General features: G+C 66.2%; 9 protein-coding genes. 8 read left to right on the forward strand and 1 reads right to left on the reverse strand.

From position 1 onward, the window contains the following. The first annotated feature begins 24 nt into the window (after positions 1-24). The 7 genes from KZZ07_RS04015 to KZZ07_RS04045 all read left to right on the forward strand — a co-directional run bounded on the left by KZZ07_RS04015 (position 25) and on the right by KZZ07_RS04045 (position 8789). Complete coding sequence (locus tag KZZ07_RS04015) at positions 25-1272, forward strand: RsmB/NOP family class I SAM-dependent RNA methyltransferase (RefSeq protein WP_219512411.1); 1248 nt, start codon at positions 25-27, stop codon at positions 1270-1272. A 91-nt stretch (positions 1273-1363) separates the two neighbouring features. Further along, positions 1364-3112, forward strand: a complete 1749-nt coding sequence (locus KZZ07_RS04020; protein ID WP_219512412.1) for a heparinase II/III family protein — start codon at positions 1364-1366, stop codon at positions 3110-3112. 45 nt (positions 3113-3157) lie between these two features. Then, on the forward strand, positions 3158-4747 hold the full coding sequence (gene purH, locus KZZ07_RS04025; RefSeq protein ID WP_219512413.1) for a bifunctional phosphoribosylaminoimidazolecarboxamide formyltransferase/IMP cyclohydrolase: 1590 nt from the start codon (positions 3158-3160) through the stop codon (positions 4745-4747). Positions 4748-4959: 212 nt separating this feature from the next. Next, positions 4960-5430, forward strand: coding sequence for a signal peptidase II (lspA, locus tag KZZ07_RS04030; RefSeq protein WP_219512415.1), 471 nt, complete (start codon positions 4960-4962; stop codon positions 5428-5430). A 54-nt stretch (positions 5431-5484) separates the two neighbouring features. Next, positions 5485-6009, forward strand: coding sequence for a DUF3035 domain-containing protein (locus KZZ07_RS04035; RefSeq protein ID WP_219512416.1), 525 nt, complete (start codon positions 5485-5487; stop codon positions 6007-6009). Between the two features lie 99 nt (positions 6010-6108). Then, the gene (locus KZZ07_RS04040; protein ID WP_219512417.1) at positions 6109-7473 is read left to right on the forward strand and encodes a M16 family metallopeptidase; all 1365 of its coding nucleotides are present in this window, start codon (positions 6109-6111) and stop codon (positions 7471-7473) included. Further along, a complete protein-coding gene (locus KZZ07_RS04045) occupies positions 7470-8789 on the forward strand; it encodes a M16 family metallopeptidase (protein ID WP_219512418.1) in 1320 nt (439 codons plus the stop codon). The genes KZZ07_RS04040 and KZZ07_RS04045 overlap by 4 nt, the downstream gene beginning before the upstream one ends. 80 nt (positions 8790-8869) lie before the next feature. On the opposite strand, the gene dapA is transcribed toward KZZ07_RS04045, so the two are convergent. After that, positions 8870-9745 (reverse strand): 4-hydroxy-tetrahydrodipicolinate synthase, encoded by an 876-nt coding sequence (dapA, locus tag KZZ07_RS04050; RefSeq protein WP_219512419.1) that lies wholly within the window; start codon positions 9743-9745, stop codon positions 8870-8872. Positions 9746-9890: 145 nt separating this feature from the next. On the opposite strand from dapA, the gene KZZ07_RS04055 reads away from it, so the two are divergent. Then, positions 9891-11843 (forward strand): lytic transglycosylase domain-containing protein, encoded by a 1953-nt coding sequence (locus KZZ07_RS04055; protein WP_219512420.1) that lies wholly within the window; start codon positions 9891-9893, stop codon positions 11841-11843. Positions 11844-11884 lie beyond the last annotated feature (41 nt).

The following is an 11884-nucleotide window of genomic DNA, read 5'->3' on the forward strand; positions in this document are numbered from 1 at the left end:
CAACCGCCGTTCCGGAGATCGCCCATGTCCAAAGCCCCCAGCCCGGCCCGTCTTGCCGCCGTCGACCTGCTGGACCAGGTTCTGACGCAGGGGCGCCCACTGTCCGAAAGCGACCGGCTGGAGATGCTGGCGCCCTCGGACCGCGCGGCCGCACAGCGGCTGGCCACGCAGACGCTGCGCGGGATGGAACGGGCCGACAGGTTGCTGAAACCGCACCTGCGCAAGGCACCGGTGCCGCGGGTCCTCAACATCCTGCGGCTGGGTGCCGTGGAGCTGTGCCTTGGCGGGGCCGCGCATGGGGTGGTCAGCGACTGTGTCGAGATCGCCGCCGCGGGCAAGCGCACGCAGGGCGCGCGCGGGCTGGTCAACGCGGTTTTGCGCAAGCTGGCCGACGAGGGACCCGAGGCCTGGGGCAAGCTGCGTATCCCGCGCCTGCCGAAATGGCTGCGCTCTCCCCTGGTCGAGGCCTGGGGGCCGCAGGCCGTGGCCAACATGGAGCGGGTGCATTTCGAAGGCGCCCCGCTGGACCTGACACCGAAACCGGGCGCGGACCTTTCGGCTCTGGGCGGCGAGATGCTGCCCACCGGGTCGGTGCGTCTGCGCGATGCGGGACAGGTCAGCGCCCTGCCGGGGTTTTCCGAAGGGGATTGGTGGGTGCAGGATGCCGCCGCCGCGCTGCCCGCGAAACTGCTGGGGGATGTGGCGGGGCAGCGGGTGCTGGACATGTGCGCGGCCCCGGGGGGAAAGACCCTGCAACTGGCGGCGGCCGGGGCCGAGGTCACGGCGTTGGACCTGTCCGAGACACGGTTGAAACGCGTTCAGGAAAACCTCGACCGCACCGGTCTGGCGGCCACACTGGTGGCCGGGGACGCGCTGGAGCACGTGGGCGAATACGACGCGATCCTGCTGGATGCGCCCTGTTCCGCCACGGGCACAATCCGGCGGCACCCCGACCTGCCACACGCCCATGAGGGCGAGCGCATCAGCGAACTGATCGGGCTGCAGGAGGCGATGCTGGACCATGCCTTGCGCCTGCTCAAACCCGGTGGTCGGCTGGTTTATGCCACCTGCTCGCTGATCCCGGACGAGGGCGAATGCCAGGTGGACGAGGCGCTGACCCGCCATCCGGAGCTGAAGGTGGTCCCGCCCGAAGCGTCCTGGATCGAGGATCGCTGGCGGTCCGAGGAAGGCGGGTTGCGGCTGCGGCCCGATTATTGGGCGTCCAGGGGCGGCATGGACGGCTTCTTCATGGCGGTCCTCACGCGCGGTTAACTCTGTGGTGACTTCCGCCGGGGAGCGATGTATCCTGCCACAAACAAGCCCGAAACGGGCGACCCGAGGCAGATCGCAGAGCAACCGGCCCATGTCCACGGCGCGAAACTGGCGAACCGCGCATGCGCGGATCATGAACCGCATGCAGGCACGCATGTCGGCCAGTGCCCGTCCGGCCGAGGGCTTTGTGTCTCAGCCTGAACCGCGCACCGTGGGGTTTGTTGCCCGTGGTCGGCAGATGCTGGCTGGGAACCTGATGTTCGCAGGCCACCTGGTGCAGGCCGAGGGGCGGTCGATCTGGGCCATCGACCCGCCCGATCCCGCTTTTGAGGAAGAAATCCACGGCTTCGGCTGGCTCGATGACCTGGCGGCCGTGGGCGACGCCAAGGCGCGCGCGATGGCGCAGGCCTGGCTCTGGGAATGGATACGCCGTTATGGCAAGGGCCGGGGGCCGGGCTGGACGCCGGAGCTGACCGGGCGGCGCGTGATCCGCTGGATTCACCATGCGTTGTTCCTGCTGCGCGGGCGCAAGGCGGATGACAGCGAAGGGTTCTATTCTGCCCTGGCCGCGCAGACGCTGTTCCTGGCCAAGCGCGCCCATGTGGCCGCACCCGGGCTGGCGCGGTTCGAGGCAATGACCGGACTGCTGTACGCGGGCCTTTCCCTGCAGGGGATGGAGGCGCACGTGGCCCCGGCGCGTGAGGCGCTGGGCAGCGACTGCGCCAAACAGGTCAATGCGCAGGGCGGCATTCCCACCCGCAACCCCGAGGAACTGCTGGAGGTCTTTACCCTGCTGACCTGGGCGCAGCAGGCGCTGCAGGAGGCCGACCTCGACCCCGATCCACGACATGTTGAAGCGATCGGTCGGATCGCGCCGACGCTGCGAACCCTGCGCCATGCCGATGGTGGGCTCGCGCGGTTTCACGGCGGTGGGCGAGGATTGGAAGGGCGGCTGGATCGTGCGCTTGCGGCCTCGGGCAACAAGAAACGGCAGGCGGACGGGCTGGCGATGGGGTTTGCCCGACTTTCGGCCATGCGGACGTCCATCATCGTCGATGCGGCGCCGCCGCCTGCGGGCGCGGCCTCTGCCCGTGCCCATGCCTCGACCCTCGCGTTCGAACTGACCTCGGGGCGGCGACCCGTGATCGTCAACTGCGGCTCCGGCGGCGGCTTTGGCGAGGAATGGCGCCGCGCGGGCCGCGCGACGCCGTCGCATTCCACGCTTTGCCTGCAAGGGTATTCCTCGGCTCGGCTGGGGGCGCCGCGCTGGATCGGCGAGGCCCGACGCGAACTGCTGGAAGACGCGCCGCGCCACGTCCCGGTACAGATGAGCCACCTGCCCGACAGCCTTCGGTTCGAGGGCGGGCATGATGGTTATGTCACCGTGCAGGGGCTGACCCATGCGCGCAGCCTGGAACTGTCGCTGGACGGGCGCAGCCTGAAGGGAGAGGATTACCTCGTCGCCCTCGATGTACCGTCCAAGAAACGCTTTGACCGGGCGATGGATTCGATGAAACTGGCGGGCCTTCCTTTCGAGATCCGCTTTCACCTGCATCCCGAAGTCGACGTGGCGCTGGACATGGGGGGCACCGCCGTCTCGATGGCGCTGCGCTCGGGCGAAATCTGGGTGTTCCGGTTTGACGGGGCGGTCGACATGGCGCTTGACCCCTCGGTTTACCTGGAAAAGGGCCGATTGCAGCCGCGTGCGACGAAGCAGGTCGTTTTATCCGGTCGCGCGATGCAGTATGCGACGCGCGTCCGCTGGTCTTTGGCCAAGGCACAGGAGACGGCCCTTGCCGTCCGTGACCTTGCCCGCGACGAGGTGGACGAGACCGCCTGACACGGTCTCTTGCCGCAATAGAACGACCTTCCGAGGGGATCCTCCATGTCCGACCTTCAGCCCGTGCGCCGCGCGCTGCTTTCCGTTTCCGACAAGACCGGCCTGACCGACCTGGGCCGCGCGCTGGCCGAAAAGGGAGTGGAATTGCTCTCGACCGGCGGCTCTGCCAAGGCGCTGCGCGACGCGGGTTTAAAGGTGCGGGACGTGGCCGACCTCACCGGTTTTCCGGAAATGATGGACGGGCGGGTCAAGACGCTGCACCCCAAGGTGCACGGCGGGCTGCTGGCACTGCGTGACAACGGGATGCACACGGCGGCGATGGCCGAGCACGGAATTGTCCCGATCGACCTGCTGGTCGTGAACCTCTACCCCTTCGAGGAAACGGTGGCCAAGGGTGCCGACTATGACACCTGCATCGAGAACATCGACATCGGCGGCCCCGCGATGATCCGCGCGGCGGCCAAGAACCATGCTTTTGTCACCACCATCGTGGACGTCGAGGACTACGACGCATTGCTGGCAGAGCTTGACGCAAACGACGGTTTGACCTCCATCGAATTCCGCAAGCGGCAGGCGCAGATCGCCTATGCCCGCACCGGCGCCTATGATGCCGCCGTCAGCACCTGGATGGCCGCCGCAATCGGCGAGGCGACCCCGCGCCGCCGGGTCTTTGCCGGCACGCTGGCGCAAAGCCTGCGCTACGGCGAGAACCCGCACCAGAACGCGGCCTTTTATACCGACGGCTCGATGCGTCCGGGCGTGGCCACGGCGGAACAGCTGCAGGGCAAGGAGCTGAGCTACAACAACATCAACGACACCGACGCGGCATTTGAGCTGGTGTCGGAATTCCTGCCGGGCGACGGCCCGGCCTGTGCCATCATCAAGCACGCCAACCCCTCGGGCGTGGCGCGCGGCGCAACCATGAAGGAGGCCTATCAGAAGGCCTTCGACTGTGACCGCACCTCGGCCTTTGGCGGGATCGTGGCGCTGAACGGAGAGCTGGACGGCGAGACAGCCGAGGCGATTTCCGAGATATTCACCGAAGTCGTGATCGCCCCCGCCATCCATTACGACGCCAAGGACATCTTCGCGAAAAAGAAGAACCTGCGCCTGATCCTGGCGCCCGGCCTTGCCAACCCGGCCTCTGCTGGTCTGGCCTGGCGGCAGGTTGCGGGTGGCCTCCTGGTGCAGGACCGCGACAACGGCGCCCGCGCGCTGGACGACCTGAAGGTGGTGACGAAAGTCGCCCCGACGGAGGCGCAGATGCAGGACCTGCTGTTCGCCTGGAAGGTCGCGAAACACGTCAAGTCCAATGCCATCGTTTACGTCAAGGACCTTGCCACCGTGGGCGTCGGCGCGGGCCAGATGAGCCGGGTCGATTCGGCGCTGATCGCGGCCAAGAAGTCCGAGCGCATGGCCGAGGCGCTGGGCCTGCCCGCGCCGCTGACGCAAGGGTCCGCCGTGGCCTCTGACGCGTTCTTTCCCTTCCCCGATGGTCTGATGGAGGCGGCGGCGGCTGGTGCAAGCTGCGTGATTCAGCCCGGCGGGTCGATGCGGGACGACGAGGTGATCGCCGCGGCCGACGAGGCCGGCCTGGCGATGGTCTTTACCGGCATGCGTCATTTCCGCCACTGAAGTAGGATGGGGGCGCCATGCCGGAGGCATGCTTTCAGCATGACCCCCGTCGCCTGCGGCGCCTCCCCCAGGGTATTTGGACCAAGAAGAAACATGGTGCCGGGCGCGGGACGGCAAAGCCGCTTGCGCGCCCGGTTTCCGCCCACTAGGTCTGCGGGCGACAAAAGCAGGAGGCGGTTCTGGCTGCAGCAGGTAAAGAGGCGTCGGGCGGGTTGAAGCTGGTGTTCTGGGTGACACTGGCGATCTTCCTGCTGGACCAGGTGACGAAGTACCTGGTGGTGCATGTCATGGGACTTGCCAACAAGCTGGCCATCGAGGTCCTGCCGCCTTACCTCAATCTCCGCATGGCCTGGAATTACGGTGTCAATTTCGGCCTCTTCTCGGGCGATGCGGCGGCGACTCGCTGGATCCTGATCTCTGTCGCACTGGGCATCATCCTGTTTGTCGTGGTCTGGATGCGCCGCGATCCTCCGGGCGTCATGGGGCTGATCTCGGCCGGATTCCTGATCGGCGGGGCGCTGGGCAACGTGATCGACAGGCTGGTCTACGGTGCGGTGGCGGACTTTTTGAACATGTCCTGTTGCGGCATCGAAAACCCCTATGCCTTCAACGTCGCGGACATCGCGATCTTTATCGGCGCATTCGGGCTGATCCTTTTTCCCTCGCGCAAAAAGGCCCCGTGACGCCGCTTGCGAGATGGGGTAAGGCTGGCGAAACTCGGAATTCGGAGGGAAGCGATGCGGCGTGCGCATCTTGTTGCAATCCTTGGCCTAGCGGGCATCGCCTCCTGTTCGGTGATCGACCGTGACAAACCCCTTCACGATCTGCGCACCAACAGTGCGCAGCCCGAGGAATTTGCCATCGTTCCGAACAAGCCGCTGGTTCAGCCCGAAAGCTATGCCCAGCTGCCGCCGCCGACACCGGGTGGTGCCAACCGGACCGACCAGACACCCAAGTCCGACGCCGTTGCCGCATTGGGTGGCAATCCGTCGCGCCTGGTGGCCAGCGGGCCGGGTGTTCCGGCGGGCGACACTGCTCTGATCCAGCGGGCCAGCCGCTTTGGCCGCGACCCCGGCGTGCGCCAGGAACTGGCCCAAAAGGACGCGAAATTCCGCCGCTCCAAGTCGATCTTCAACTGGTCGATCGTGCCGCAGGACGACTATTACCGCGCCTACAGGCGAGAAACGCTGGACCCCTACCGTTGGTTGCGTGTCTACCGCCGTGCCGGGGCCAAGACTCCGGCGGCGCCGCCCAAAGAGTGACCTGCGCCGCGCGCGCCGGTCACGAGACTGTCACTCCGGCTTGAAGTTGCCGCCGCCGCGCGTACCTAATGCGACATCCGGAAAACCAGAGGATGCCGCATGCGCCGACTGACCCTGTTATTCGCTTTCGCCCTATCGCTGACCGCGCCTGTCGCCGTCTCCGCCCAGGAGGCGGGCAAGGTATCGACCTTTGCGCTGGACAACGGCATGGACGTTGTCGTGATCGAGGACCATCGTGCCCCGGTCGTGGTGCACATGGTCTGGTACCGCGCGGGATCTGCAGATGAACGCCCCGGCGCTTCGGGGGTGGCGCATTTCCTGGAACACCTGCTGTTCAAGGGCACCGACACATTGGCCCCGGGGGAATTCAGCGCAACCGTCGCCGCAAACGGTGGATCGGACAACGCCTTTACCAGCTTCGACACCACCGCCTATCACCAGCGCGTCGCCGCCGACCGGCTGGGCCTGATGATGAAGATGGAAGCCGACCGCATGGTGAACCTGCGGCTCTCCGAAGCGGATATCCTGACCGAGCGCGAGGTCATCATCGAAGAGCGCAACATGCGGGTAGAGAACAGCCCCGGCGCGCTGTTCCGTGAACAAAAGAACGCCGCGCTCTACCTCAATCATCCCTATGGCACGCCGGTGATCGGCTGGCGACACGAGATGGAGCAGTTGGACCTGGACGATGCACTGGCCTACTACCGCCAGTTCTATGCGCCCAACAACGCCATCCTGGTCGTCGCCGGGGACGTGACCCCCGAAGAGGTGCGCACCCTGGCCAAAGAGCACTACGGCCCGCTTCCCGCCAATCCCGACCTCGGCGATCGCGCCCGTCCGACCGAACCCCGACACCTGTCGGAACGGCGGATGACCTATACCGACCCGCGCGTGTCGCAGCCCTATGTCACCCGCAGCTATCTTGCCCCGGCCCGGACAAGTGGCGCCCAGCAGGAGGCGGCGGCGCTGGCCATCCTGTCCCAGGTTCTTGGTGGAGGGCAGACCTCTGTCCTGACCCAGAAACTGCAGTTCGAAAGCCGGGTCGCAGTCTATACCGACGCCTATTACGACGACACCACGCTGGACGCCTCCAGCTTTACGCTGGTGGTTGTGCCGGCTCCGGGTGTCAGCCTCGAAAAGGCAGAAGCCGCGCTTGAAGAAGTGCTGGCCGAGGTGATCGCGGAGGGCATCGACGCCGACCAGCTTGACCGGATCAAGTTCCAGATCAAGGCATCCCAGATCTACGCGCTGGACAATCCCGCCAGCATCGCGCGCCGCTATGGCAATGCGCTGACCACCGGCCTGACTGTCGACGACGTGCAGGACTGGCCCGACGTGCTACAGGCCGTGACGGGCGAGGACATCGTCGCGGCCGCGCAAAAGGTGTTCGACCGCCGCCAATCCGTGACCGGTTACCTGATGGCACCGGACGCACAGACCCCGCAGCAGGAGGTGACCCAATGATCCGCCGCTTTGTCCTTGCCTTCGGCATGATCTGTGCCGGTTTCGCCGCTCATGCCGAGATCGAGATCCAGGAAGTGACCAGCCCCGGCGGTTTCAAGGCCTGGCTGGTCGAGGAGCCATCGATTCCCTTCGTCGCGTTGGAAATCCGGTTTCTGGGCGGGGCCTCTCTGGATGCGCAGGGCAAACGCGGGGCGACCAACCTGATGGTCGGCCTGCTTGAAGAGGGCGCCGAAGACCTGGACGCGCGCGGATTTGCCGAGGCGCGCGACGGGATCGCGGCGCAGTTCCGCTATGACGTGGGTGACGACACGGTCAGCGTTTCGGCCAAGTTCCTGACCGAAACGCGGGACGAGGCCGTTGACCTGCTGCGGTCCTCGCTGGTCTCGCCCCGTTTCGACGAGGTCGCCATCGAACGCGTCCGCGATCAGGTGCTGTCCGGCATCCGGTCCGACGCCACCGACCCGGACGAGATCGTGGGCGATGCCTTTTACGGGCTGGTCTTTGGCGATCATCCCTACGGGACCAACCAGAACGGCACCGTGGAAAGCGTCACGGCCCTGACCCGGGCCGATATCGTCGACGCCCATCGTGCCGCGCTGGCCCAGGACCGGATCTATGTCGGCGCCGCAGGCGACATCAGCGCCGAGGAACTGGGCGCGTTGCTGGACAAGCTGTTTTCGGACCTGCCCGAAACCGGCGCGCCGCAGCCCGCCGACGTGGAGGTGCAGACCGAGGCCGGTGTGACCGTTGTCCCCTTTGACACCCCGCAATCGGTGGCGATCTTTGGCCACAAGGGGATGAAGCGGGACGATCCCGATTTCTTTGCCGCCTACGTGCTGAACACGATCTTTGGCGGCGGCGGGTTCGAGGCGCGGCTGATGAACGAGGTGCGTGAAAAGCGGGGCCTGACATACGGCGTCTATTCCTACCTCTCGCCGCGCGAGCACGCCGAACTGATGCTGGGCCGCGTGGCCTCTGCCAATGATCGTATCGCCGAGACTGTAGACGTGATCCGCGATGAATGGACCAAGATGGCGAGTGAGGGTGCGACGCCCGAGGAGCTGGAGCGCGCCAAGACCTACCTGACCGGCGCCTATCCGCTACGGTTCGACGGCAACGCGCCGATTGCGCGGATCCTCGTGGGGATGCAGATGGACGACCTGTCGCCCGACTACATCACGACGCGCAACGCCAAGATCGAGGCAGTCACGCTGGAAGACGTCAAGCGCGTGGCGGGTGAGTTGATGAAACCCGAGGACCTGCGCTTTGTCGTGGTCGGCCAGCCCGAGGGGCTGGAGGCGACCGTGGGGCAGTAGCGCTATACCTGCCATAGAAAAAGGGCTGGGAAACGTAGTGTTCCCAGCCCTTTCTTTTTTGTTTCGAGAGCGAAGTCGGCTCAGTTCATCAGGCCCGCGTGGCGCAGGGCGCTGTCCACCTTGGCGCGTGTCCCTTCGGTCAGCGGCACCAGCGGCAGACGCACCTCGTCCGAGCCCAGACCCAGCCGCGACATGGCATATTTGGCGCCGCAGAGGCCCGGCTCGGTAAAGATCGCCTGGTGCAGAGGCATCAGCCGGTCCTGGATTTCCAGCGCCTTGCCGTAGTCCCCGGCCAGACAGGCCTCTTGCAGCTCTGCGCAGAGGCGGGGTGCCGCGTTCGCGGTGACGGAAATACAGCCGACGCCGCCCTGGGCGTTGAACCCGTGCGCGGTGGCATCCTCGCCCGAGATCTGCAGGAAATCCTGCCCGCAGGAAATGCGCTGCTGGCAGACGCGGGCCAGGTCGCCGGTGGCATCCTTGACGCCGACGATGCGCGGCAGCTTGGCCAGTTCCCCCATCGTGTCCGGCGACATGTCCACGACCGAACGCCCGGGGATGTTGTAGATGATGATCGGGATGTCGGCGCAGTCGTGCACCGCCTTGAAATGCGCGATCAGACCGGCTTGGGTCGGCTTGTTGTAATAGGGCGTCACCACCAGCGCGCCATCGGCGCCGACCTTGGCAGCATATTCGGTAAAGCGGATCGCCTCGTCGGTATTGTTCGACCCGGCCCCGGCGATCACCGGTATGCGGCCCGCGACCGCCTTGACCACGCAGGCGATGACTTCTTCGTGTTCGCGGTGCGTCAGCGTGGGGCTTTCGCCGGTCGTGCCCACGGGAACCAGCCCGTGAGAGCCTTCCTCGATGTGCCATTCGACCAGCTTTTTGAGCATGTCGAAATCCACTGCGCCGTCCTTGAACGGCGTGACCAGGGCAGGCATTGAACCTTTAAACATGACACGCTCCTTTCATTTGTCCGGCCCGGTGCGACTTGCGGTGGAAACCCGCCGACCCCGCGACTATGTGAGTTGCACGAGCCCGCCCCGGACGTATCCTTTGCAAGAAGCGTCTATTCCTTTTCATCACGGAAAAAGCAAGTCGATGTCACGTCTCCTTGCCTTGTTGTTGCTGTTCGTCACCGCCCTGCCGGCTTTTGCGCAGGAGCGCGGAGCGTCTTTGGCCAAGGCCATGCAGTCCATGCGCGAGGGCAACTGGGCGGCGGCCCGAATCGCGGCACGGGGCGACGGGCAGGCGGCGGTGGACGTGATCCTCTGGCACGCGCTGCGGGCGGGCCGTGGCGATGCGCGCGAGGTGCAGGATTTCCTGTCGCGCCACCCTGACTGGCCGGGGTTGCCCTACCTGCGCGAAAAATCCGAACCCACCATGTCCGAGGCCTCTCTGGACGAGATCCGGACTTTCTTTGCCGATGCGCTGCCGCAGACGGGCAGCGGCGCGCTGTCCCTGGCCAAGGCGCATATGGCGCAGGGCAACGAGGGCGCGGCGCAGGCCGATATCGTTCTGGCCTGGCGCACGCTGTCGATGACCTCGGACGAACGCCGCGCCTTTCTGATCACCTGGGGTGAGATCCTGCGCGACCATCACGAGGCGCGTCTGGACATGGCGCTGTGGCAGGGGTGGAGCCGGGACGCGGGCCAGATGATGGGTCTTGTCGACGAAGGCTGGCAGGCGCTGGCACAGGCGCGGCTGGCGCTGCGCACATCGGCGCCCGGCGTGGACACGCTGATTGCCAAGGTGCCCGAGGATCTGGCCGATCACCCGGGGTTGGCCTACGAGCGGTTCCTGTGGCGTGTGCGCAAGCGGCGCACAGAGGACGCCATCGCGCTGTTGCGCGCGCAATCGGCCAGCCCGGCGGGCCTGGGCGAGCCTTGGGCCTGGGCGCCGGAGCGGATCGACCTTGCCCGCGAGCGGATGCGCGCCGGCGCCTATGCCGAAGCCTACGAGATCGCCGCCCGGCACTGGCTGGTCGAAGGCAGCGAATTTGCCGAGCTGGAGTGGATCGCCGGTTTTATCGCCCTGCGGTTCCTCGACCGGGCCGACCTGGCCGTGATGCATTTCGAGAATTTCAGCGATGCCGTCTGGACCCCGATTTCCGCCGGACGCGGCGGCTATTGGCTGGGCCGCGCCTACGAGGCGGCGGGCGAGTCGGAGAAGGCGAAAGAAGCCTATACGGCGGGGGCCGAGTACCAGACGTCTTTCTACGGGTTGCTGGCGGCGGAACGTGCCGGTTTGCCGCCGGACCCGACGCTGGCGGGCAACGATGCCTTTGACGACTGGCGCAAGGCCGATTTCACCAAGTCCAGCGTCTTTGAGGCGGCAATCCTTTTGCTCGCCGCCGGGGAAACGAACCTGGGTGAACGGTTCCTGACCCACCTGGCCGAGTCGCTGGACCGCGAAGGCATGGGCCGCATGGGCATGATGCTGATGGAGATGAATCGTCCGCATATCCAGGTCATGCTGGGCAAACGCGCGGCCCAATTCGGCATCCAGTTGCCCGGACCCTACTACGCGCTGGATCCGCAGGTGACAGAGGGCGAATACCCGGTGCCCAAGGAACTGGTGCTGTCCATCGCGCGGCGCGAGTCCGAATTCGATCCGGGGGTGATTTCCGGGGCCGGTGCGCGTGGCTACATGCAGCTGATGCCGGGCACGGCCAAGCTGGTTTCTGGCCAGCTGGGCGTGGAATACGATCTTGACCGGCTGCTGACCGATCCGGGCTATAACGCCAAGCTGGGGTCGCGTTACCTTGCGGGGTTGGCGGAGCGGTTCGACGGCAATGCGGTGATGATGGCGGCGGGATACAACGCCGGGCCGGGTCGACCGATCGGATGGATGGAACGCTTTGGCGACCCGCGCAAGGGCGACATCGACATCATCGACTGGATCGAGATGATCCCCTTCGACGAGACCCGCAACTACGTCATGCGGGTCACCGAGAGCCTGCCGGTCTATCGCGCGCGGCTGGGCAAGCCGCCGCATCCGGTGCCGTTCAGCGAGGAATTGGTCGGCGGCACGCTCAAGGCGACGCTGGATTGACGTGTGGCCGCCGGGGCAGGGGGCTCTGCCCCCTCTGGACC

The organism is Mameliella sp. CS4 (assembly GCF_019392335.1).
Taxonomy (GTDB): Bacteria; Pseudomonadota; Alphaproteobacteria; order Rhodobacterales; family Rhodobacteraceae; genus Antarctobacter.

Coding starts and splice junctions, on each gene's coding strand:
- KZZ07_RS04035 (WP_219512416.1), top strand. CDS start 5,485: ATGCGGCGTGCGCATCTTGTTGCAATCCTTGGCCTAGCGGGCATCGCC.
- KZZ07_RS04020 (WP_219512412.1), top strand. CDS start 1,364: ATGTCCACGGCGCGAAACTGGCGAACCGCGCATGCGCGGATCATGAAC.
- KZZ07_RS04015 (WP_219512411.1), top strand. CDS start 25: ATGTCCAAAGCCCCCAGCCCGGCCCGTCTTGCCGCCGTCGACCTGCTG.
- dapA (WP_219512419.1), bottom strand. CDS start 9,745: ATGTTTAAAGGTTCAATGCCTGCCCTGGTCACGCCGTTCAAGGACGGC.
- KZZ07_RS04045 (WP_219512418.1), top strand. CDS start 7,470: ATGATCCGCCGCTTTGTCCTTGCCTTCGGCATGATCTGTGCCGGTTTC.
- purH (WP_219512413.1), top strand. CDS start 3,158: ATGTCCGACCTTCAGCCCGTGCGCCGCGCGCTGCTTTCCGTTTCCGAC.
- KZZ07_RS04040 (WP_219512417.1), top strand. CDS start 6,109: ATGCGCCGACTGACCCTGTTATTCGCTTTCGCCCTATCGCTGACCGCG.
- KZZ07_RS04055 (WP_219512420.1), top strand. CDS start 9,891: ATGTCACGTCTCCTTGCCTTGTTGTTGCTGTTCGTCACCGCCCTGCCG.